The organism is Mycobacterium sp. SMC-15 (assembly GCF_045310925.1).
GTDB lineage: Bacteria > Actinomycetota > Actinomycetes > Mycobacteriales > Mycobacteriaceae > Mycobacterium.
Map to the genome: position 1 here is coordinate 154,549 of NZ_JBJIAJ010000002.1, position 24,668 is coordinate 179,216.

The 24,668-nt window shown below is 68.1% G+C and carries 12 protein-coding genes; 6 read left to right on the forward strand and 6 right to left on the reverse strand.

Annotated features, from left to right (window positions below):
* The first annotated feature begins 73 nt into the window (after positions 1-73).
* Both ACJH71_RS03800 and ACJH71_RS03805 read left to right on the forward strand, forming a co-directional pair.
* The gene (locus ACJH71_RS03800) at positions 74-1,366 is read left to right on the forward strand and encodes a PE-PPE domain-containing protein (protein WP_406756713.1); all 1,293 of its coding nucleotides are present in this window, start codon (positions 74-76) and stop codon (positions 1,364-1,366) included.
* A 212-nt stretch (positions 1,367-1,578) separates the two neighbouring features.
* Positions 1,579-3,012, forward strand: coding sequence for an MFS transporter (locus ACJH71_RS03805; RefSeq protein WP_406756714.1), 1,434 nt, complete (start codon positions 1,579-1,581; stop codon positions 3,010-3,012).
* Positions 3,013-3,090: 78 nt separating this feature from the next.
* Here the strand turns inward: ACJH71_RS03805 and ACJH71_RS03810 are convergent, their stop codons facing one another.
* The 6 genes from ACJH71_RS03810 to ACJH71_RS03835 all read right to left on the reverse strand — a co-directional run bounded on the left by ACJH71_RS03810 (position 3,091) and on the right by ACJH71_RS03835 (position 16,944).
* Positions 3,091-6,270: an arabinosyltransferase domain-containing protein gene (locus ACJH71_RS03810; protein WP_406756715.1), complete on the reverse strand. Its 3,180-nt coding sequence runs from the start codon at positions 6,268-6,270 to the stop codon at positions 3,091-3,093.
* On the reverse strand, positions 6,267-9,545 hold the full coding sequence (locus ACJH71_RS03815) for an arabinosyltransferase domain-containing protein (protein ID WP_406756716.1): 3,279 nt from the start codon (positions 9,543-9,545) through the stop codon (positions 6,267-6,269). Before ACJH71_RS03815 ends, ACJH71_RS03810 begins: the two co-directional genes overlap by 4 nt.
* Before the next feature lie 154 nt (positions 9,546-9,699).
* The gene (locus tag ACJH71_RS03820; protein ID WP_406756717.1) at positions 9,700-12,897 is read right to left on the reverse strand and encodes an arabinosyltransferase domain-containing protein; all 3,198 of its coding nucleotides are present in this window, start codon (positions 12,895-12,897) and stop codon (positions 9,700-9,702) included.
* 34 nt (positions 12,898-12,931) lie between these two features.
* Positions 12,932-14,797 carry a galactan 5-O-arabinofuranosyltransferase gene (locus ACJH71_RS03825; RefSeq protein ID WP_406756718.1) on the reverse strand — a complete coding sequence of 622 codons (1,866 nt, stop codon included), beginning with the start codon at positions 14,795-14,797 and terminating at the stop codon, positions 12,932-12,934.
* Positions 14,797-15,561 (reverse strand): decaprenylphospho-beta-D-erythro-pentofuranosid-2-ulose 2-reductase, encoded by a 765-nt coding sequence (locus ACJH71_RS03830; RefSeq protein WP_406756719.1) that lies wholly within the window; start codon positions 15,559-15,561, stop codon positions 14,797-14,799. The genes ACJH71_RS03825 and ACJH71_RS03830 overlap by 1 nt, the downstream gene beginning before the upstream one ends.
* A complete protein-coding gene (locus tag ACJH71_RS03835; RefSeq protein ID WP_406756720.1) occupies positions 15,562-16,944 on the reverse strand; it encodes an FAD-binding protein in 1,383 nt (460 codons plus the stop codon).
* 77 nt (positions 16,945-17,021) lie between these two features.
* Between ACJH71_RS03835 and ACJH71_RS03840 the strand changes: the two genes are divergently transcribed.
* From ACJH71_RS03840 to ACJH71_RS03855, 4 genes are all read left to right on the forward strand, one after another.
* Positions 17,022-17,570, forward strand: coding sequence for a hypothetical protein (locus ACJH71_RS03840; protein ID WP_406756721.1), 549 nt, complete (start codon positions 17,022-17,024; stop codon positions 17,568-17,570).
* Positions 17,571-17,613: 43 nt separating this feature from the next.
* Positions 17,614-19,503 (forward strand): fatty acyl-AMP ligase, encoded by a 1,890-nt coding sequence (locus ACJH71_RS03845; protein WP_406756722.1) that lies wholly within the window; start codon positions 17,614-17,616, stop codon positions 19,501-19,503.
* Between the two features lie 633 nt (positions 19,504-20,136).
* Entirely contained in the window at positions 20,137-22,326 is a 2,190-nt protein-coding gene (locus ACJH71_RS03850) for a hypothetical protein (RefSeq protein ID WP_406756723.1), read from the forward strand.
* 36 nt (positions 22,327-22,362) lie between these two features.
* Positions 22,363-24,627 carry a hypothetical protein gene (locus ACJH71_RS03855; RefSeq protein WP_406756724.1) on the forward strand — a complete coding sequence of 755 codons (2,265 nt, stop codon included), beginning with the start codon at positions 22,363-22,365 and terminating at the stop codon, positions 24,625-24,627.
* Positions 24,628-24,668: the final 41 nt, after the last annotated feature.

The window sequence follows — 24,668 nt, forward strand, 5'->3', positions numbered from 1 at the left end:
GTGTGATTGAAATCATCCAGGTTCGGCAACGCCCACTCATGTGCGGCCTCGAGAATCTGGCGAGGAACTCTGGATGTTTGATGCAGTCGCGGCACGGTCCGGTCACTGCGAGCAAGGCCTGCGAACTGCGCTGGCCGCCGCCGTCTTGGCGGCCGGTATCGCCGGTGCTCCCCAGCTCACGTCGCTGACCTCGCCTCCCGACCATGCCGGAGTGCTGCTGTCCGCTGCCGAGGGCGGCTCGCTCGCCAACTCGGGCATCGCGCTGATCATGGGCCCCAGCATGATCCCGACGCCGAGCGAGCATTACGCCGAAACCGTGAATGATCTCTTCCTGCAGCCGCACGGGTTCGCCGGCCAGCTCGAGGTGCTGACCACGCCTCAGGAGGCCTACTTACTGGACGAGTCCATGGCCAAGGGCGCGCAGGCTCTGACCGACCGAGTGCTGACCCTGCTCGATGAAGGCAAGGTGGACGAGGACCACCCGGTGACGGTCTTCGGTTACTCGCAGAGCGCCGCCCTCACGACACTGGCCATGCAGCAGCTTGACGAGGCCGGCGTACCGAGTTCGGCGGTGCATTTCGTGCTGATCGGTGATTCGGCAAACCCCCTCGGCGGCTTGCTCGTCGGGTTCTCGGACTACCCGGGCATCGCTGACAACCTGGCGTCACAAGGTGTCACCCTGGGCAACCCGACCCCGAATGATCTGTACCCCACCGACATCTACACCTTGGAGTACGACGGCTACGCCGACTTCCCGAAATACTTCCTCAACCCGCTGTCCAGCCTGAACGCGATCATGGGCATGGCCATCCAGCACATTGCGTACCTTGGCTTGACCCCCGAGCAGATCGCGGACGCCGTCCTGCTGGAGTCCAGCCCGGACAGCATGATCAACTCCTACGTGATCCCCAGCGAGTACCTTCCGCTGCTGTACCCGCTGCTGTTCGTCCCGATCACCGGCAAGCCCATCTACGACCTGCTGGAACCGGTCATGCGCATCCTGGTGAACCTGGGTTACGGCAACATCGATCACGGGTGGAACGACGGCCCGGCGGATGTCCCGAACATGGCGACGGAGGATATGCCGAACCTCGACTGGAACGAGGTCGGCACAGCGCTGGTTGAAGCGACGATGACCGGCTGGGGCGCTTTCGTTTCCGACCTCCTCGACCCGAAGACATACGTGGAAGTGGACGTGCTCGACAACCCCGCACTGGACGGGCTGCTCGCAGCTATGGCCGGTGTGGGCGTCGCTGCCGGCGACGACCCGACGGTGGACGAAATGCTCAACGGCCTGACCAACATGATGTGGGAGTCGCTGGTCGGTCAATACCTGGATCCCGCTTACTGGGACGCCGCTTCCTAGTCTCGGGCGGGTAAGTGTTGCGTAACGCTTCCGCAACACCAGTCACTTCTGTTGCAAACCAATTATCGTTTACCCCAGGCGATCCCATAGTGGGCTAGCCGCCGAGGTTCCAATCATGCGGGGCCGGAACGTGGTTCCGGCTGCCCGGATCGCCGTGCGAACCGTCGGAGGCCTGACGGGGGAGACGACGTGTGCCCTAGCGGCGAGGCGCGATGAGTCTACTGCTGCCGGCGAGGCCGTCGGCGCCGGTCGCGCGGAAAGCGCGAAGTGTCCCAGATGACCGTAAGCGGCTGCTACGCAAAGCAATTGCGGCATCGGCCATCGGCAACGCGACCGAATGGTATGACTACGGCGTTTACGCGGTCGTCGCCACGTATCTGACTGAGGCTTTCTTTCCGGACACGCTGGGCAATCTCGGAACCATGCTCGGCTTCGCGGTCTCTTTCGTGCTGCGACCGCTGGGGGGCATGATCTGGGGCCCGATCGGAGACCGGTTCGGACGGAAGTCGGTCCTGGTCGCGACAATTCTGCTGATCGCGGTGGCGACGACGTTGATCGGCGTGCTGCCCACCTATGCCAGCGCGGGGTGGTGGGCGCCAGGCCTGTTGATCGCCCTGCGTGTGGTGCAGGGCTTCTCCACCGGCGGCGAATACGGCGGCGCCGCAACGTTTATGGCTGAGAGCGCACCCGATGACAAGCGGGGGACGTACGGCAGCTTCCTGGAGTTCGGTGCCGTCGGCGGCTTCGTCCTCGGCAGCGCCGTGGTGCTGGCGCTGGAGGCGATGCTCAGCCATGAGCAGATGGCGGCCTGGGGCTGGCGTATTCCGTTCCTGCTCGCCCTGCCGCTGGGTGTGCTGGGGCTGGTGCTGCGCAGTCGGATGCCCGAGACTCCGGTGTTCGCCGAGTGCGTCGCCTGCGACGCGATCAAGGGATCGGCCTGGGACCGGCTGGTCGACCTGCTGACCAACTACACCCGACCGATCTTGGTCACGTTCGCGCTGCTGGTCGCGCTGAACATCATCGACTACACGCTGGTGACCTACCAGCCGACCTACCTGCACGCCTCGGCCGGCCTGGACGAGCGCAGCAGGACGGCGGTGGTGCTGGTCGGGGAGTTGGCCATGATGGCCTGCATCCCGTTCGCGGGCGCCTGGTCGGATCGGATCGGTAGAAAACCGCTGTGGCGCGGCTCTTTGATCGGGTTCGCCGTGTTGGCGCTGCCGATGTACTGGCTCATGGGCCAGGGATTCACCTGCGCGCTGGTGGGATTCACGGTGCTCAGTGTGCTGTTCGCAGCGCCGTTGGCAACCGTGGCGGCGACGTTTCCGGCCATGTTCCCCACCCAGGTGCGCTATGCGGGATTCGCGATCGCCGACAACGCGGCCGTCGCGGTCTTCGGCGGCACCGCGCCGGTGTTGGCCGACTCGGTCATCGAGCACACCGGGTGGCAGCTCTTTCCGGCGGCGTATCTGGTGCTCGCCGCGGTGCTCGGATTGGTCGCCCTGCGGTTCCTTCCGGAGACCCTTGGGTGTTCACTACGCGGTACCGGCATCCCCGGAGTGCAGGGTGAACTCGAACGTGAGCTGGCGGCTGTGATCGCCAGGCAAGCCGACGGGCCCCGCGAGCGTGCACAGAATGACGCCTGACGCGGCGTGTCGGGGTACAGACACGCACGCTCGCGGGAGGTACCCCCAGCTCGCGGGAGGCCCCGATCGGGAGACCGATTACGCCTTGATCCGGATCTGGCCCGGTGACCACCAGCCCGAACGTGTGGCACTGCCCAGGTCCAACTCCGCGGGCGTTGCCGGCGTGATCACGTCGAACTGGCGCAACGAGCCCCAGTCCCGGCCCCAGTCGTAGTTCAGGTAGGTGGCCATCACATGTGCGCGCAGCAGCATGTCGGAGATGCCCAGCAGTCCGCCGTTGACTCCGTCCTGCCAGGTGTCGGTGTCCTGCTTCTTGGCGTTGTAGTCCGGGGTGATCCGGTACTGAGGGACCTCGGTAACGCCGTTGGCGTGCAGCATCGGGTGTTGACACGGGAAGGCCAGGCCCACCGCCCAGTCCAGCAGCACCGGCTTGTCGGAGCCGATGTACTCCTGGATGGTCTTCACCTCGGGCAGCCGCGGCGGGGTGAACGCGATCCAGTCCCGCGGGTTCAGCGACTTGTCCACGGCCACAATGCGGACCGCGACGGCCTGGGCGGGGATCTGGGCCCGCGGGTAGCGCAGGTTGCGCCACATCCGCGGCCACTCGCCGAACAGGTCGTAGGGCACCAGCCGGCCGGCGGCCACCGGAGCGCCGTCGGGACCGGGCAGCCCGTACTCCAGCTGCACGTCCTGGCCGGTGGTGTAACCCTTCAGCACACTGTTGCCGGCGATGGTGCCTGCCGCGGTCACCGCCACCAGCGGGTGCCCGTCATCAGCGGGGGGTAGCGCGTACCAGGCCGACGTCAGCTTGGACTCCTGCTGGCCGTCGGTGCTGTAGCTGCCCGCCAACGGAATCCGGGCCGGGTCCAGACCGTAGGGCAGCGGGACGGTCGAGCCGTTGATCCCAGCCGTCTTCAGCTTCTTCGGGGCGTCCCAGTCGTAGTCGGTGCCGGGCTGGGTGATCGGCATCCGCAGCGCCTCGGCGACCACCTTCTCCGGTACCCCGCTGGCGGTGAAACCGACCGGGTCCACCCCGCCCAGCGGTCCGAGATCGCCGTATTCACCGGGCAGCGGCGTCAGCGCGCCGTCATTGGGGTCCGGCTCCACGAGTACGTTGTCGGCCAGCCCGCAGCCGCCCACGAACGCCCGCACGTTGGCCAGGCCGTTGGAGTAGGTCGGGTACTCACGGATGACCCCGGCCACCATCGAGGCGACGAACACGCACACCATGAAGCCGGCCGCCACCGGAATAGGAGCGGCGGTCAGCGCCCGGGCCACCCGGCCCTCGCCGCGATCACGCGGCGCGAAGTGCAGCCAGGCCGCCCAACCGGCCGCCACGGCGAACATGGCGAACAGAATTGTGCTGACGGTGATTCCGCCGATGCGCGGCATGTCGGCGTTGAACGGCACGCCGTAGCTGGAGACGTACCACCAGCCGTTGGTGGTGGCGAAACACAACGCCAGAATGAACAGCACCGCCGCCGCGAAGGCCATCCGGTTTCGCGACCAGCGCACCACTTGTCGAGATACCAGCACCGTGGTCAGCGCCGCCATTGCCCCGGCCACCGCGGCGAACAGGCCGAAGTGATGCACCCACTTGGTGGGCGCGAACATCAGCGAGAACATGGTCGCCAGGATCACGCCCATCAACCGCCACACCGGGCCGCTGGCGACCCCGGCAACGCGCTTGCGCCGCAACATGACGAACATCGCGGTGAACAGGCACAGCGCGCAGATCAGGAAACCGAACCGCCGCGACAGCGAGCCGTCGACGGTCGGCAGGATCAGGTAGTAGTAGCGCAGGTTCTCGGTGTACCAGGCCTGGCTGGGGCCGATCGCGGTACGAACCCGGGTGGCTTCCAGCACGGTGCGGATGGTCTGGTCGGAAAAGACGACGGTCAGGATCACCGCACCGGCGGCCAGCAGCGGCGCCACCAGCGGCCTGGTGCCGTGAATGCGGTGGCGACGCACCAGGATCCGCAGCAGCGGCCGGCCACCGGCCAGCAGCGCGGCCACCGCGATCAGGCCGGTGGGCTGAATACCCAGGGTGAAGGCCGCACAGATGATCGCCAGCGCCGCCGGGGTCAGCCGGCTGGAGATGATCGCCCGCTCCACCAGCACGTAGGTGATCAGCGCACCGACCGCGATGATCCCCTCGGGGCGCAGGCCGTTGTTGAACGGCATCCATGCCGCCAGCAGCACCAGGCCGGCCGCCCACAGCGCGGGCTTGCTGGCCGCCACCGCCGGACCGAACCGGGGCAGCACCTCGCGGCTCAGCAGCAGCCAGCACACCAGCCCGGCGACCAGGTCCGGCAGCCGGATCCAGATGCTGGCGTCGGAGACGTGCGTCATCAGCGCCAGCAGGTTGTAGTACCAGCCGAACGGGTCCTCCGGGCTGCCGAACCAACGGAAGTAATTGCTCATATAGCCGGCGTGATCGGCCACCCGGGCCATCCCCAGGATGTAGCCGTCATCGGAGGAGTTCGCGCCGATCACGTACCAGAGCAGGAACCCGAACACCACCGCCACGTCGGCCAGTGAGAAGAACCGCCAACGGCTCGGGATCAGCCGGTGCATCCGGTGGCCGTCGAGCCGGTCCAGGCGCCACAGCGCCAGCACCGCGATCACGGTGGCCAGGATGGCAACGTAGATCGCGGCCCGCTTCAAGGGGGTCGGCTTGGTGGAGAACCGGGTGTCGATGTCGGCGGTCAACTCCAGACCTGCCGGGGCGGGACCGGCCAGGTCGGTGAACACCCCGACGATCTGCGGGCGCAGGTTCGGGTCGGGCCAGCCGTAGCGCTGGGTGATCCCGCCGATGGTGGCGAACGTTCCGGCGTGCGACGACGTGACCTCGATGTCGGTGCAGCCGGGCCCTTCCACCTTGGCCCGCGGTGCGGTGGCCAGCACCACGTTGCGGTCCGTGACGTCCACCCGCTTCTCGGTGACGGTGATGAACAGCCCGTTGAGTGCGGCGTCCTTGCCCTTGGCCGGTGCGGTCGCCAGCAGCGTGCCGCCCTCGGCGGGCAACTGGCGCACCAGCGCGCACGGCGCCTTCACCGACATCGAGATCGGGGTCTGCGAGATCAGCGGGGCGGTCACGCTGCCCAGCTCGCCGTGCTGCGGCCAGTTCAGCGTGGCGGTGGTCTGCACCACCGGCAGCAGCGGGGTGGCCACCGACAGCAGGAAGCCCACGAGGCCGGCGACGACGGCCACCCAGCGGGTCAGTTTCAGGTCACGGTCGGTCACAGGCGGCGTCATGGCAGTGCTCGAATCGGTCCGGACCGGCTCCAGCCGGTAACAGTGACGGTGCCCTGCTCGATGTCGGCGTCGGGCGCATCCTTGGCGGGGATCAGTCGGTGATAGGCCTCGACCGCACCCCAGTCGCGATACCAGTCATTGCGCAGGTAGGTCGGCAGGGTGGTCGTCCAGAGCATGGCCTGGGTGATCATGAACGGCCCACCGTCCTCGGCGGACTGCCACAGGTTGGACGACGCCGCGGTCTGCTTGTGATCCGGCATGATCCGGTACTTCGGCAGCTCGGCGATGCCCAGGTGCTCGGTGAACGGCCGCTGGCACGGGAAGTTCGCCGCCACGGCGATGTCCATCAGCACCGGGGTCTGCGAGCCCATCAACTCGGTGATGGTCGCCACCACCGGCACCCGCGGCGGGGTGAAGGCGATCCACTGCTCGGTGGACAGGTTCGGGTCGTTGGCGACGATGCGCACCACGTCGGTGCCCGGCGGCGCCCACGCGAGCGGGAACCGCAGGTTGCGCCAGGAGTTCTGCGGCCCGATGTCGATCGGTTCGGTCTGGCCGAGCGCCTTGAACGTGCCGTCGGGGTTGCTGGTGCCCCACTCCAGGTTCAGCGGCTGGCCGTAGTCGAGCTTGCCGTCCTCGCCGTGCGACCAGATGGCCCCGGCGGCGGTGACGACGACGATGGGCGCCCGGGTGGCGGTGCGGTCGGGTTCGGGCAGTCGGTACCAGACCGAGGTGGCGTGCGCCGCGACCTGCTCCTTGTAGGAGCCGAGCACTGGGGTGACGGCCGGGTCCAGGCCGAACGGCAGCGCCACCCGGGAACCGTTCACCCCGTCGGGGGCGTCGTCGGGGATCTTGCCGCCGGCGGTGCCCGCCGCGTCACTCTGGTTGGCGCTGGGCTTGTTGGGGGAGGCGTCCGCGTTGGGCACCCCGGGCTTGGCGATCACGGCCAGCGAGGTGAGGTCCTCGTCGACGGCGTTGGGGTCGAAGCCGTAGGGGTCGGACCCGCCGAGCGGGCCGAGCTCGGTGTATTTCTGGCCCGGCACCGGCTGCAGCAGACCCGCGTTGACGTCGGGTTCGGCCAACACGTCGTCGGCCATGGCGCAACCGGCCAGGCCGGAGGTGATCGCGTCGGCGTTGGCCTTGGCGGTGGTGTAGGCGGGGTAGCGCCCGGCGGCGGCCTTGGCCATCGAGCCGACCATCAGCAGCACCATCAGGCTCGCGACGATCAGCAGCGGGGTGGAGGCCAGAATCCGGTTGCGCCGGTTGGGCGTCACCTCGGTGTGCCCGGTGTAGTCCAGCCGGAAGTGCTGCCAGCCGGCCAGCAGGCCGGTGGCGATGGACGCAGCCAGGAACATCGACGTCACCGGGCGGCTGGCGATCACCGGTGGGATGTCGAACCACGGCACCCCGTAGCCGCCGACGTAGAACCAGCCGTTGACCCCGGAGGTCGCCACGGCCACCAGGAACAGCAGCGCGGTCACGTACAGAGTCATGTTGCGTCGGCTGTGCAGCCCGACCCGGGCGAAGGTGAACGCGGTGAGCGCCGCCAGCGCACCGGCGAGCCCGGCGAACCCGCCGAACTGCACCGCCCACTTGGTGGGGGTGAACGTCAACAGCAACAGGCCGACGGCGGTCGACCCGATCAGCCGCCAGGCCGGGCCGCTGGCCACCCCGTTGATCCGGCCGCGCCGCAGCAGCACCACCAGCATGGCGAACATGCAGAACAGCAGCACCAGCACGGCGAACCGGCGGGTCAGCGAGGCGTCGACGTTCTCCTCGACGGTCAGGAAGTAGTACCGCAGGAACTCCTGGTACCAGGCGATGGTCGGACCGACCACGTACTTGATCCGGGCCGCTTCGGCGACCGCGGCCAGGGTCTGAGACCGGCAGACCACCACAGCGATCACCGATCCGGCTGCGGCCAGCACGGCCAGCGGTGCGAACAGGCCGTCGGTGGCCCGGCGCTTGCGGATCACCGCCTCGATGGCCCGGGAGCCGGTCAGCAGGGGGGCCAGTGCGATCAGTCCGTGCGGCGCCAGCGTCACGGTGAAGACCGCCACCACGATCGCCAGCGCGGTGGGCACCAGTCGGCGGGTGGCGATGGTGCGTTCCACCAGCACCCAGACCAGCAGAGTGCCCAGCGCGATCAGGGGCTCGGGGCGCAGGCCGTTGTTGAACGGCAGCCAGGCCGCCGCGAACATGGCCGCGGCGGTGAACACCGCCACCCGGTTGCCGGACAGCCGGCCCAGCCGGGGCAGGATGCGGCGGCTGATGATCAGCCAGCAGGCCATGCCGGCCAGTGTGGCGGGCAGTCGCATCCACACCCCGGCGGTGCTGATCGTGCTCAGCTGGCCGAGCAGTGAGGGATACCAGTCGAACGGGGCCTCGGTGGCGCCGAAGAACCGGTAGTAGTTGGCCACGTAGCCGGCGTGCGCGACGTTGCGGGCCATCGTGAGGTTGTAGCCGTCGTCGCTGGAGATGGCGCCGATGACGTGCCACAGCGCCAGGGTGGCCAGTACGCCGATGTCGGCCAGCCAGGTGATCGGGTTGGCCCGCAGCCAGTGCCGCCAGCTGCGCGGGGTGCGGTGGGTCTGGCGGCGGTCCAGGACGGCCAGCGCCAGGATGGCAGCCAGCACTGCCAGCACCCCCAGCGCCATGACCGCGGTCTTGAGGGCAGTGGGTGCGGTGATGAACCGGGTGTCGACGTCGATGCGGGCGCTCAGGCCGGGCTGCGGGCCGATCTCCAGCTCGGTGAAGACGCCGCCGACCTGCGGTTTGTTCTCGGGGGGCAGGGTGCCTGCCGCGCCGGGGATCCCGACGAAATCTGCGCCGACCTCGCCGGCGTTGGCCCACAGGTGCAGTTGGCTGCAGTCGGCGATCTTGGCGCGGGGGGCGGCCGCGGCCACGTGGTCGCGGTAGGCGGCGAACACTGCCGTCTTGTTGGCCCGCACGAACAGGCCGTGCGCGGTGGCGTCGACGCCGCCGGCCGGCACGGTCGACAACACCAGGCCGCCCTTTTCGCCCAGGGTGGCTATCGCCGAGCAGGGAATGGTGATGTCCAGGCTGCGCGGCGCACCGGACACCAGGGGAGCGGTGACGTCGCTGACGTGGCCGTCGGCGTTGAGCCCCTGCGGCCAGGCGATGGTGGCGGTGGTCTGTTTGACCGGGAGCAGCGGGGTGATGCCGCACAGCAGCACGCCGGTGACGCCGGCCACCACCGCGATCAGCCGGGCGATCCGATAGCGCTGCTTGGGCTGGTCGTAGGTGGAGGACACGAGCCCTGATGTTAGGCGACCCGGCCGGCCGCGCGGGGAACCCGTCCCGCCCGGCGTCGAATGCGTTCGGGGGCGCTCCAGCCCCCGCGAGTGGGAATCTCACGACGTGACACGCCGACGGAGCGTCGTGAGATTCCCACTCGGCGGCAAGAAATCAGTGCCGCAACGGTGCCGGGCTCCACAGCCCGGAACGCACGGCGGTGCCCAGATCCAGCTGCGCCGGGGTGGCCGCCGGGTAGTACGGCGTCAACTGCTGCAGGGCGCCCCAGTCGCGGAACCAGTCGTGGTTCAGATAACTGGGCACCGTGGTCGCGCGCACCAGCAACTCGGTGATGCCCAAGGGACCGCCACCGTTGTTGTCCATCACCGGGGAGTTCGCCTCGGCGCCGAACCGGTCCGGCAGGATCCGCCACTTCGGCACTTCGGTCACCCCGTTGCGGTGACCGAACGGCCGCTGGCAGGGGAACGCCAGGCCTACCAGCCAGTCCAGCAGTACCGGATCCGAGGAGCCGACCGCGTCCTGCAGGGTGCGCAGCTGCGGCACGCGCGGCGGCGTCACCGCGATCCAGTGCTGTGGGGCCAGGTCGTCGTCGCGGACCACCAACCGGATGCGGGTGGCCTCGGGCGGGATCGCCGACATCGGTGCGCGCAGGTTGCGCCACGCCGGGACCGCGCCGATGTCACCGAACTCGACCGTCCCGCCGGGCTTGTCGTTCGCGGCGCCGGACTCGGTGGCCCACTGCGCGGTGACCTCGCCGCGGTCGAAGCGGCCGGCGGCCGTCACCACCAGCAGCGGCCCGGCGTCGGCCCGGTCGGCGGGCAGCCGGTACCAGGCCGAACGCAGCAGCGCGGGGACCTGAATGCCGGGGCGCCAGCTGCCCAGTACCGGCACCCGGGCCGGGTCCAGCTTGTAGGGCAGCCGGGCGCGAGAGCCGTTCACACCCTCGGCGGCGGTGGTGCCACCTTCGGTACCGGCCTCGCCGCCGGCGGTCTGTGCGTCGTCGTCGGCCAGCCGGCCCAATCCGGGCGGGCCGATCACCTGGTCGGCCGAGACGTCGGCGGGAATCCCGTTGGGGGTGAACCCGACCGAGAACGTGGCGCCGAGCGCGTCGGCGACCGGAGCATCGATCGGGGTGAGGATCCCGGCGGTGGGGTCCTGCTCCACCAGCACGTCGTCGGCCAGTCCGCAGGTCCGCCCGGAACCCAGCACCGGAATCGCAGCCAGGTTGGAGCGGCCCACCGTCCAGGCCGGGTATTGGCCGAGCATCGAGGCGGTCAGCGACACCACCTCGAACACGATCAGCACCCAGGAGGCGATGGCCAGGGGATAGCCGGACAGCGCCGTCCAGCGCGGCGGCCGCTCGGCGCCGTTGACGAAGTGGAACCAGGCCGCCACCAGCGCCGTCAATACCGTCAGCGCCACACCCATGGTCGCGAACGCCAGATGCCACTTGGGGAAGGCGTTCGACCACGGCACCCCGAAGTTGGAGACGTACCACCAGCCGTTGACGCTGGCGAACGACAGCGCGGTGATGAACAGCACGACTGCGGTGAACAGCGTCCGGTTGCGCCGGGAGTGCATGGCCGCGGCCCCCACTGCGACGGCGGCCAGCGCCCCCACCGATCCGGCCAGGCCGGCGAACACACCGAAGTGATGCGTCCACTTTGTGGGCGTGAACATCATCGCGATGAACGAGATGATGGTGATCCCGATGATGCGCCGGCTGGGTCCGGCCGCGGTGCCGGGAATCCGGCCCTTGCGCAGCGCCATCGCCACCGAGACCGCCAGCGCGACGCCCAGTGCCAGCACCGGGAATCGGCGCGCCACCGAGCCGTCGGGGGTGGCCAGGAACAGCCGTTCGTAGCGGACGTGCTCCTCGAACCAGGCCAGGCTGGGCCCGACCGCGGACTTCAGCGTGCTGGCTTCGATCTCGCCGGCCAGGGTCTGGTCGCGGAAGATCACGATCGCGGTGATGCTGACCGCCGCGGCGATCGGGGCCAGCAACGGCGCCAGCCCGAACTGCTTGGACCGCCGATGCAAGATGGTGCGCAGCGGCCCGATCGCCACCAACAGCGCGCCGATCGACGCGATCCCGGTCGGGCCGGAGAACAGCGTCATCGCGCCGATGATGCAGGCGATCGCCAGCGGCAGCAGCCGGCTGGTGGCCACCGCCCGCTCCACCGAGCACCAGGTCGCCAGGATGCCCAGCGCGATGATCGGCTCGGGACGCAGGCCGTTGTTCAGCGGCAGCCAGAACGCCAGGAACATGCCGGCCGCGGTCCAGGCCGCCGCCCGGCTGTGTTTGACGGCGTGGCCCAGGCGAGGGATCACCTCGCGGCTGATCAGCCACCAGCAGGCCAGCGCCATGCCCAGGGTGGGCAGCCGCATCCAGATGCTGGTGGTGGAGACCTGCGACCACACCGCCAGCAGGTCGTAGTACCAGCCGAACGGCGCCTCCGGCGTACCGAACCAGCGGTAGAAGTTGGCCATGTAGCCGGCGTGCTCGGAGATCCGCGCCATGGTCAGGATGTAGCCGTCGTCGCTGGTGTTGGCGCCGACGAAGTGCCACCAGACCAGGACTAGCGTGACCAACGCGTCCAGCGGTGAGGCCGACCACCAGCGGGCCGGCAGGAAGCGCCGGTGCCGGGTGCCGTCGGCGGTGTCGAGGATGTGCAGGGCGATCAGCGCGACGATGGTCAGCGTCACCCCGAGGATCATCGCGGCCAGCTTGAGCGGGGTGGGTGCGCTGGAGAACCGGGTGTCGACGGTGGCGGTGAAGTCCAGGCCGGCCGGCGCCGGGCCGGCCAGGTCGGTGTAGACGCCGACGATCTGCGGGCGGAAGTCGTAGCCGCTTCGGGTCCCGGTCAGCGGGGAGCCGGGTTTCTCGGCGTGCGGTCCGTACTTGAGGCCGACGAACTCGGCGGTCACCCGGTCGGCGTGCGCGGTGAAGGTCAGCTTCTGGCAGTCCGGGCCGAGTACCTGGGACAGCGGTGCCACCACCACCGGCACGTTGCGCACCACCAGAACCAGGTCGTCGTTGACGAGTTCGATGAGCAGTCCGCGGTCGACGGCCTTGGGGGCCTGTTTGGGCACCGTGGACAGCAGCACCGACTTGGCGGGGGTGAGGCCCGCCGCGGCCTGGCACGGCACGCTGATGTCCAGGTCGGTGGCGACGTAGCCGATCAGTGGTGCCTGCACACTGGCCAGGACACCGTTCTGCGGCCAGTTGAGTTCGGCAGTGGTCTGTTTGACCGGTAATAACGGGGTGAGGATCGCCAGTAGGGTGCCCAGCACGCCGGCGACGACGGCGACGGCCCGAGCGATCCGGAAGTCGGCGCGCGTATCGGTCACGGACAGATGCTATCGGTGCGGCCGATGGCGTCCGTCAGGTGCGGATGGCAAGCACGAACGGGCCGATCTTCTGCACGTGGAACTGCGGCCCGGCGAACAGGGCCGCATCGAGCTCTACGGTGTAGCGCCGCACGTTGGGATGGTTGGGGTAAACGTCCTTGGCCAGCCGCAGCGTGTAGGTGTCGCCGGCGCCGGGGCGCATCAGAAACACCGTCGGCGCCGGCCACGCCAAGTCGTCGAGCGCGCGGGTGAACTGCTCCGAGGTCTCGAGCTTGGACCAGGCCTCGATCGCGGCGGCGCGCGCGGAGAACTGTGCCAGCGGGTTGGCGTAGTGCGGCGTCAGCCCCTGGAAGCCCCAGTAGGGGTAGTAGGACAGGAAGCTGTAGTCGGCGGTGAGCACCACGGTCTCGTTGCGAGCCTTGCCGGTGGCCTTCGTGATGGCCGCATCGACGGCCTCGTAATACTTCGCGGCCCCCGGTGCGCGTCGGTCGCCGCGGTCGCCGTGGCCGTCGGTGTCGGTGTAGGCGACGGTGATGTCAGGCCGCAGCACGTCGGGAATGTCCTGGCTGAACGCGAGCGCCCCGGCCAACCCCACCGCGGTCGCGACCGGGTAGACGATGGTGTGCCAGCCCTGCGCGGCCCGGCCGAGCGCCTGGGCGCCCTCGACGAAGCCGAATACTCCGGCGGTGGCCAGCAGCACCGTCAGCGTCGGCTGGAGTCGGAAGCTCAGCAGGGTAGTGAGGGCCAGGGTCGAGAGCATCGACAGCAGCGACCACAGGTAGACGCCGACGACGCCGACCGCCAGCGCCCCGGCGCGGGTTGACTTGCTGGCCCGCGCCACCAGCCACACCGTGCCCAGCAGACACAGCGCGCCGAGCAGCGTGAACTGCAGCATCGGGAAGCTCAGCTCCGCGCCGTCGCCGGGCAGGTAGTGGAAGGCGCTGCGGGACTCGCCGGGCGGGTGGTAGAGCGCCTGCCGCAGGTAGGGCGTCCAGGTGATCGACGCGATGGCAACGGCGATCACGCCGATCACCGCCAGCCGCCCCAGCGGGCTCAGCGCGGCCTTGGCGCCGGCGCGTTTGATCGCCCGGGACGCCGCCAGCACCACCGCCATCAGCGTCACCGTGAATGCGGTGTAGGCCACCAGCAGGGTGTAGAAGGTGGCGGCGAAGCCCAGGAAGACACCGGCGCCGACGATGGCTCCCCAGCCGCGACCGGACGCCCGCAGACCCGACCAGGTCAGGACCAGCACCGGGGGCAGCAGCACGGTGATCATCGCCGCGTAGGGCTCCGGGGAGCTGTAGGCCAGCGTCACCGCGGCCCCGGCGATGGTGACCAGCAGCGCGTACTCGAAGCGGATCAGCTTGTTCCACAGCACCAGCGCGACCGCGACCGCCACGGCGATCGAGGTGATGGCCCACGGCTTGTACATCTCCCAGGCCGGCAGGCCGGTCCAGGCCGCGGCCCGCCCGCCGAGCCAGAACCAGCCCGGCGGGTAGAACGGCGGCAGCCCGAGGTAGGTCATGTCGGCCAATGCGGGACTGTCGGTCAGCCGGGTCAGGTATTCGGTGCGGAACTGCTGGTCCACCGAGATCCCGAACAGGTAGAGCTTGGTGGCCCCCAGCGGCATCGCCAGCGTGACCACCGAGAACGCGCTGGTGAACACCACCGCGGCCAGCCAGCCCAACGTCTGGCGGCCGCGTCGCCACAGCATGGCCGCCGCGGCCAGCCCGGCCAGGCAGCCGACCTGCCCGACGGTGGTCAGCGCATGCAGTTGGTTCGACGACGGATACGCGGGCCACTGCACCCGGGCGATCGCCATCAGCGCGACCACCGCGACGACGACGGCCAGCGTGGCGGCCAGCATCATCTGACCGACGGTGGTCAGCGCGGTGCGCATCAGATGGGCAGCCGGCGGAAGATCGCCCGCGGGACGTGCCGAAGCACCATCATGACGTAGCGGAACGCCCCTGGCGCCCAGACGATCTCCTTGCCCTTGGCGGCCGCGGCCACCGCCAGTTCGGCGACGTCTTCCTTATCGACGGTCAACGGGGCTTCCTTGACGTGCGCGGAGAACCGGGTGCGCACCTGGCCGGGTCGGATCACCAGCACCCGCACCCCGTCTTCGCGAAGCGCCTCACCCAGGCCGAGATAGAAGCCGTCGAGCCCGGCCTTGGTGGAGCCGTAGACGAAGTTGGTCCGGCGAACCCGCTCACCGGCCACCGAGCTCATCGCGATGATCTGGCCGAAGCCCTGGGCGCCCATCTTGCCCGCGAGCAACACGCCCACCGAAACCGCTGCGGTGTAGTTGATCCCGGCGACCTGCACCGCCTTGGCCTGGTTGTGCCAGAGCTCCTCGGCGTCGGCGTCCATGCCGAACGCCACGATCGCCACATCTATATCGCCGCCCGAGAACGCGGAGTCGATCATCGCCGGGTGGCTTGCGGTGTCCAGCGCGTCGAAGTCGACGATCCGCACCGACTTGGCGCCGGCCGCCTCCATCGCCGCCACGGCGCCGTCGCGGCCGGGGTCACCGGGCAGGCAGGCCAGCACCACGCTGGCCGAGGCGTTGCGCAGGTAGCGCGCACAGATCGCCAAACCGATCTCGGACGTGCCGCCCAGCAGCAGAATCGACTGGGGATTACCGGTCGCGTCGAACACCATCTAGAGCAGCTCCAAACGTCGGGCCATATCGGAGGCGAAGATCCCGTCGGGATCGACCTTGCGTCGCACCGCGATCCACTCGTCGATACGCGGGTACATGGCGTGGAAATTCTCCGCGGTGGTGCGGGAGTCCTTGGCGGTGTAGAGCCGACCGCCGAACTCCAGCACCCGGCGGTCGAGGGAGTTGAGCAGCTCGTTGACGCCGGGTTTCATCGGGAAGTCCAGGCACACGTTCCAGCCGGGCATCGGGAAGCTCAGCGGCGCCTCATTCCCCGGTCCGAACAGCTTGAACACGTTGAGCGCCGAGTAGTGCCCGCTGGCCTGGATGTCGATGATGATGCTCTTGAACTCCTCGACGGCCTCGGTGGGCACCAGGAACTGGTACTGGGCGAAGCCGGCCGGACCGTAGCCGCGGTTCCACTCACCCAGCAGATCGAGCGGGTGATAGAACTGCGTTAGGTTCTGCACCTTGCCGCGATAGTGGCCGCCGCGGCGGTAGTACAGCTCGCCGATGGCGCTCAGGCTCAACTTGTTCATCAACCCGTTGGGGAAGATGTCGGGCACCGTCATCAACTGCGGCGCGTCGAACTTCAGCGGGTTGCGGGCCAGCTTGGCCGGCAGCTCGTCGCGCAGGGCCAGGCGCCCGCGGGTGATGGTGGCGCGGCCCAGTTTCGGTGGCGGGCTGATCGCGTCGAACCACGCACTGGAATAGGTGTAGTTGGCTTCGCTGCCGTCGCTGTGAAAGGCGATGGTCTCATCGAGAGTTGCGGTGTTGTCGCCGTCGTTGATGAAGTACGCCGTCTCGGTCGGCGTCATGGCAATCGTGGCGCGCAGGATGATCCCGGTCAGACCGTTGCCGCCGACCGTGGCCCAGAACAATGCAGCCTCGGGGCCGTCGGGTGTCAGCTGGCGCACCGAGCCGTCGGCGGTCAGCAACTCCATCGACACCACGTGGTTGCCGAAGCTGCCCTCGCTGTGGTGGTTCTTGCCGTGGATGTCGCAGGCGATCGCCCCGCCGATGGTGACCTGGCGCGTCCCGGGCAGCACCGGCACCCACAACCCGAACGGCAATGCCGCCTTCATCAACTGATCCAGGCTCACTCCACCGTCGACGTCGACGACGCCGCGGTCAGACGAGATCGAGTGGATCCGGTTCAACGCGGTCATGTCGATCACCAGGCCGCCGCCGTTTTGGGCGTTGTCGCCATATGAACGGCCCAGGCCGCGGGCGATCACGCCGCGACTTCCGTCGTCGGCCGAGCGAGCCACCGCCTTGGCGATGATTTCGACATCCGGGGTCGACAACACCTGCGCCACGCTCGGCGCGGTGCGGCCCCAGCCGGTGAGGCGGCGCGTTGTGGTCTGCAACTCGGTGCTCAACATCGCACATGAGGGTACCGCCAACGCGCCGGATCCCGGTTCAGCGTGACTAATGCGATCTGTCCCGCTACGATCGCGCAATGCCTGAGACTTCTGCGAGCGAATCCTCCTCTGCCAAGCCCAAGACCGCGGGTTTTCCGCAATCTTCCACCTCGTCGTCGGCGTTGTCGGTGCCCACGATCGCCGCGCTGGCGCTGGCCGTGATCGGCATCGTCTTGGCCATCTTCGGCTGGTTCCACCCGTCGACGAGCCAGAAGTTCTCGGACGACCAGCGTGCCGACGCCAAGGGCAAGATCTGCGAGGCGCAGGGCGTCGTGCGGCAGGGCACCCAGTTCAACACCAACCTGCAGAACCCGGTCCCGGGCGACCTGGCCGGTGACCTGGCGGTCGGCACCAACGCGCGGCTTTCGCTGTTCGCCGGTGGCGCCTTCCTGCACCAGAACCTCGAGGCCAACCCGGCCACCCCGGCCGACCTGTCGAAGGCCGTTGGCGACATGGCCGACACCCTCGAGTCGCTGAGCATCAACTACCTGGCTGGGCACTCGCCCGAGGACGCCGTCCAGCAGCCGCTGCGCGACCAGCTGCGCGGTCAGATCGACGTCCTGGACAACCTCTGCCAGCAGCAGTAATTCAGCAGCAGTAAATCCGTTCGATCCGTAGGTGCGCTGGGCGATGTCAACGACAGAGCCCAGCGCATTTACGTTGGTGGACCTGCTTGCGCAGCAGGCCGACCGCCACGACGACAAGGTCGCCTTCCGGTTCTGCCCGGAGGGCGACGACGAACACGACCGGCTGACCTATCGCGAGCTGGACCGTCGGGCCCGGGCCGTCGCCGCCGGTCTGCAGCAGCACGGGGCGGCGGGCCAGCGAGTATTGATCTTCTGCCGCCCGGGCCTGGACAGCATCGTCGCCTTCTTCGGTTGCCTGTATGCCCGCGCCATCGCGATTCCGGTGGACGCGCAGTGGACCTCGGCGCGGATCGAGGCAATCGTGCCCGATGCGCGCGCCGAAACTGCCTTGGCCACCACGAAAACCCAAGAGGGGATCCGCGCGGCGGCGGACCGCGCAGCCCAGGCGGCGGGCTTAGCGCCGCTGCAGTGGTTCGCCACCGAAGAATTGAGCGGCGATGAGTCCGCTGCCGACCGTTGGGCGCTGCCGCCGGTGACCGCGGCGACCGTTGCGGCGATTCAATACACCTCCGGAACCACCAAGGCGCCCAAGGGTGTGGTGCTGACCCACGGCAACTTCATGCACAACCTGGAGACCGTTCGCCAGACCTGGAACCCCACGCCGGACAACCCGGTGTTCCATCGCCCGGTGGGTTCGGTGACCTGGCTGCCGCAGTACCACGACCTGGGCCTCATCGGCGGTGTCCTGATGACGCTGTACGTCGGGACGACCACGGTGGTGATGTCGCCGGGCGCCTTCCTGATGCGCCCCATGCGCTGGCTCGAGGCGATGTCCCGGCACGGGGCCGTCATCTCCGGCGCACCCAACTTCGCCTACGACTGGTGTGTCAAGCGCAGCACGCCGGCCGAGCGCGCGGCGCTCGATCTGTCCAACTGGCAGGTCGCCCTGAATGGCGGCGAACCGGTGAATCCCGAATCGCTGCAGGCATTCTCGGAGGCGTTCGCGCCGGCCGGGTTCGCCCCCGAGACGTTTCTGCCGGTGTACGGACTGGCGGAGGCGACGCTGGGAGTGTCCGGTGGATCGGATTCGCCGCTGCCGGTGGTCGTGCACGTCGATCGCGGGGCACTCGGTGAAGACCGGGTTGTCGAAGCCGCTCCGGATGATCCGCGCGCAGCCGCGGTGGTCGGCTGCGGGCGGCCGCGGGGCGGCCAGCGGGTCATCATCGTCGACCCGGAAACCCGAATCGAGTGCGACGCCGACGGAGTCGGGGAGATCTGGGTCGCCGGACCCAGCGTCGGGCAAGGATATTGGCGGCGCAGCACGGAGACCGAGCAGACCTTCGCCGCGTACCTGGCTGACAGCGGCCAAGAGTTTGACGGCCCGTTCTTGCGCACCGGGGACCGCGGATTCCTGCATCACGGTGAACTGTTCGTCACCGGTCGCTGTAAAGACCTGGTCGTGCTGGGCGACGTCGTTCACTACCCCAACGACATCGAGCGCACCGTGCAGGGCTGCGACTCGGTGTTGCTGCCCGGCCGCGGTGCCGTGTTCGCGATCACCGGCGAGCGCGGGGATCCGTTCGCCGGTGAACGGCTCGTGGTGGTCCAAGAGGTGCAGAGACACCGGATGAGCGACACCGATACCGACGGTGTGCTGACCGCGATCCGCGACGCGGTCCTGCGCCACCACCGGACCGAGGTGCACGACGTGCTCCTGGTCAGGCCGATGAGCATTCCCACCACGTCCAGCGGCAAGATCCAGCGGGCCGCGTGCCGGGAGAAGTTCAGCGCGGGTGAGCTGGCGGCTCTCGCCCAGTGGAACGCTCCGCTGCCCCCGGCGCCCGAACCGGGAACGGCCGCCAAGCAGCAGATGGCACTCGGCCTGGCCCGGTTCGTGGGCAGGCTGGCACGCCAGCGCCGCGAATCGGACTAGACACCGGCGCATCCCCGGCGGGCGTCAAGTTGGCGGTACCGCGGGTACCGTCCAGCAAACTGTCTTGCTGCGTCGGATCGGCGAACTCTTCGCACGCCGTCGGTGACGGCAATGCGGCCGTCGAACGGTGCCGGAACCGCGACCCTGGGTGTCATCGCAAAGGTGACGCTGCACCCGCCGCGGCGGAATGGTCAGTAGCTCGTCGGCGGACAGTTGTCCGCCGAATATGCTGCGGTGATGTACGATCCCTCAGCGAATTATCAGTATCGCTGGGGAATGGCAAGCGTCGGCGGCGCGGTCCATATGCCCTGATTGCCGGTGCCGGGCTGGAAGTCTTGACGCTGCCCCGACTATCGGACGGGCGGTATTGACTACGTCCGTTGTCTAATTCTGACTACGCATGTTGTCGCTGTGAACAGGTGCAATGCATCTATCAACAGACTTGTTGTGAAATGCAATCGCAAAATGTTGTCAATTCTCTGACTACGTCTGTTGTCGTTATTTTGACTACAGACGTTGTCTTTCGCCAATCGAAGAATTGCGTCTGTGAGCCTGAGAGTTCCCTATTTGAAATGTGACGCTTCTCATGTACTGTCGCGAAAGTTTGATCCCCCGAGATGGAAGAAACTCCCGATGCAGCAGTTACTTCGTCCCTACGCCACGACGGGCGTCGCCCTGGTAGGTGCCGGTCTCGTCAGCGTCACTGCTGTGCCGATCCCGCAGGTGAGCTTGCATACCTCGCCGGCGCCACGGCCGGATCTCGCGCCGGTCCAGCAACCGTCGAACCTGCGGTTGATGGCCAACACGTCCGACGTGCTGGTCACCTGGGATCAACTGTTCAGCAACACGGCCACCAACCTGGCCAACCTGGGCCAGCACGTGGACTCCGGGATGCTGCCGTCGGAACTCGGGCTGCTGTTGTCGTCGGTCGCACCGTTCGTCACGGTCGCCAACGCATGGAACGAGATCTGGGCCGCGATCGCCATCGACCCTGCCAACACGCTGAGCATCCTGTTCAACGCGCCGGCCACCCTGCTCAACGCGTGGCTCAACGGCACCAACACCATCGAATTCTTCGGGATCACCGTCCCGGCGTTCAACGGCCTGCTGGCGGGTCCGCAGTCCTTCGACCTCGAGATCACCCTCAGCCAGGTGCTGGACACGGTGAACCTCGGCGAGAAGAGCCTGACCACGATCCTGTCCGGAATCGGGATCGGCGACCTGCCGATCGGGTCGATGCTCACCAGCCTGCTCGACGGGGTGGGGCTGGGCGACCAGACCCCGCTGGACCTGATCAACGCGATCGGTATCGGGTCGCAGTCCGCCGCGCAGCTCGCCACCGGACTGCTCGACGCCATGGGCCTGGGGCACAAGAACCTGATCGACATCCTGGGCAACGTCGGACTCAGCGACGAGTCGGTGGCGGATCTGGGCACGAAGGTGCTCGATGCGATCGGCATCGGCAACCCGACGCTCGGCGATCTGCTGGGCAACGTCGGCCTGGCCGACCAGTCGGTCTCGGGTGCACTGCTGGCGGTGCTCGACGCGGCCGGCATCGGCGACCCGACCGTCACCGGCCTGCTCGACCAGCTCGGCTTTGCCGACCAGCCGGTCTCCGACCTGGCCGCCAGCCTCCTCGACGGTCTCGGCCTGGGTCAGCGGACCCCGGTCGATCTACTCAACTCGCTGGGCCTGGCTGACCTGTCGATCGGCGACATCCTGCCCAAGGTGCTCGACGCGCTGGACCTGGGTCAACGGACCCCGCTGGACCTCATCGACGCGATGGGCCTGGGCGACGTCAGCGTGGGCTCGCTGGCCGTCGACTTCCTCGGCGGCGCCGGCCTGGGCGACGCCACCGTCGGCGATCTGGTCAACGCCGCCGGGCTGGGCGGCCTGACCATGCAGAACATCGTCGACGCCGCCCACCTGGGCAACGTCTCGCTGGGCACCATCTTCAGCAACCTCGGCTTCGGCGGCCTGACCCTGAACAACCTGATCTGGGCCACCGGCGGTGACACCGTCGCCGACAAGATCGGCGGCCAGGGCATGATCGACGGCCTCAACGCCAACACGATCAACAGCATCCTGGCGGACCAGGGCATGGCCGATCAGACCATCGCCCAGCTGCTCGGGCCGATGGCCGACCAGAAGCTCAGCGATCTGATCGAAGCCAACCTCTCGATGACCCTGAGCTCGGTGCTCACCGGCATGGGCATGAACACCCAGACGCTCGACGAGCTGGTCGCCAGCTTCGGTCTGGACAACTCCAGCCTGGGCCAGCTGCTCACCGACATGGGGCTGAACGACACCACCCTCAACGAGATGCTGGGCAACCTGCTGGGCACCGGCACCTTGGGCCAGCTGCTCAATGACGCGGGTATCGGTAACCAGCATCTGAGTGACCTGCTCGACGGCATCTTCAGCGGCCAGACCTTGGGCTCGTTGCTCGGTACCACCGACCTGGGCAACACCCACCTCGACGCGCTGCTGCACAGCCTGCTGGGCGACATGTCACTGGGCTCAGTGCTGGGCGGTCTGGGCTTCGCCACCACCGACTTGGACACGCTGGTCGGCGGCTTCCTGGGCGGACAGACCATCGCCGATCTGCTGAGCAGCTTCGAACTCGCCACCACCGAGCTGGACGAGCTGCTTGGTGACCTGTTCGGCGACGGAACGTTGAACTCGATGCTCACCAACATGGGCCTGGGCAGTGACACCCTCAACGACCTGCTGGACCAGTTCGGCCTGTCCGACATGGTGCTCATCAACACCCATCTCGGCGATTTCGGCGGATTCTTCGCCTCGCTATTCGGCGGCGTGTAACCGCCCCCATCCACCGAATCGACTCGGAGAAACCTGATGCTGCAGACCCTTCGCCCCTACCTCACGCCCGGGATCGCCGTCGTCGGCGCCGGACTGATCGCCGTCGTGCCGTCGGTGGCGCCGATGCCCGCCGCCCCGACGTCCTTTGCTGCGCAGCAGCACTCGGTGACGCTGACCGCCGACCCGGCGAACGACGTCACCGGCCTACTGACCAGCTGGGGACTGCTGCCGACGATCACCGTCAACGCGGTACCACTGCCGGCGCAGATCAACATCGAGCTGGGTTCCACGCTGCACAACCTGCTGGCGATGATCGGCCCGTTCATCACGCTGAACAACGCGTGGAACGACATCATGGATCAGCTCGCCGCCGACCCCGGCAACGCGTTCATGATCCTGCTCAACGCGCCGGGCACGCTGATCAACGCCTTCCTGTTCGGTACGGCCGGCATCGACGTGGCGGGGATGAACATCCCGCTGTTCAACGGGCTGTTCGTCGCACCACACACGGCGACCGTTGACCTGCAACTGGGCCAGTTGGTGGACCTGGCCGGCGTCGGAAACACGACGCTCGGCGACGTCCTCGGCCAGTTCGGCATCGGCGACGAGTCGGTGGAGGGCCTGCTGACCGGCCTGCTCGACAGCCTGGGCTTCGGGCACCTGAGCGTCACCGCGCTGCTGTCCGAATTCGGGATCGGCGACCAGCCGATCGCGGATCTGGCGGCCAACCTGCTCGACGTGATGGGTATCGGGAACCCGACGATCTCCGGCCTGGCTGACCAGGTGGGCCTGGGAGACAAGTCGATCGCCGAGGTGCTGACCGGCCTGCTCGGTCAGGCCGGCATCGGCAACCCGTCCCTGGCCGGGCTGCTCGACCAGTTCGGCCTCGGCGACCAGACGGTGGGCGAGTTGGCGACCGGACTGCTGCACTCCGCCGGGATGACGGACACCAGCATCACCGGCTTGCTCGGCCAGCTCGGCGTCGGCGACCTCACCCTGGGCGACGCGCTCAAAGACCTCGTTCACACCACGGTGGGCGGCGACGCGACCATCACCGATCTGCTCAGTCAGTTCGGTGGTGCGGATATGACGCTCGGCAGCGTGATCAACCCGCTGCTGGACGCCTCGGGTTTCGGTGACCAGAGCCTCGCCGAGCTGATCGACAGCCTGCTGGGCGGCATGTTCGGTGGCGGCGGCGCCGGCAGTATGACCGTCGGCGACTTGGTGATCGAGATCCTGCAGGGCGCCGGCTACGACATGTCGCTGTCGGAGTTGCTGCAGAACGCGGAGATGGCCGACATGACGCTGGGTGACTTGCTCGAAGGCACCGAGATCGGCGACCAGAAATTCACCGACCTGCTGACCCAGGCCGGGATGGGTGACAAGACGTTGCTCGAACTCGCCGACGGCGCGATCCCCATCCCGGACGTCACCTGCCCCCTGCTGCCGGGGTTGTACAACGTGTCCTGCTACCAGACCCTCAACAGTTTGATGGGGCCCAACAGCCTGCTGGAGACTCTGCAGCGGCTGTACAGCGCCGGTGCCCCGAACCTGGGCGTGGCGCCCGGTACTCCACTGTCCGACATCACCATCGGTCAGCTGCTGGGGGCGACAGGTGTGGGCGGCGAGAAGCTCAGCGAGCTGCTCACCGGCCTGAATCTGAGCACCCCCTTCGACACCGTCATGCACAACCTCGGGCTGGACAACGTCACGCTCAGCGACCTTCTGAACAACGGCTTCTCGAGTCTGATGAACATCTCGCTGATGTCGATGCTCAGCTCCTGGGGCCTGAACAACCTGAACATCGACACCGTGATCGACCGGTTGGGCCTGGACGTCACGATCAACGGGCTGCTGGGCAGCCTCGGCCTGAACAACGTCGACATCGGCGGCCTCCTCGACCACGTGCTGGGCGGTATGACACTCGGCTCGATCGCAAACGACTTGGGCCTGAACAACATTCACCTGGACGGGTTCCTGGAGAGCCTGCTCGGCGGCGCCAAGGTCGGCAATCTCCTCGATGACCTGAACCTGAACAGCGTCCACCTGGACGAGATTCTTCAGCGTCTGCTCGGCGGCGTCACCCTGAACGACATCGCCAGCTCGCTGGGCCTGGGCGCCGTCACCATCGACTCGTTGGTCGCCAGCCTGGGCCTCGACGGCCTGACGGTCAACGACGTGATCGACGACCTGGGCCTGGGCGGCCTGGACCTCGACGGCCTGCTGGCCAACATGGGCATCTCCGGCACCGATCTGATCTCCGTCAGCATCGGACAACTCGGCGGGTTGTTCGGCTTCTAAGCCGGTCGAAGACGGCCTCGGCAAAAACCAACACTTCACGA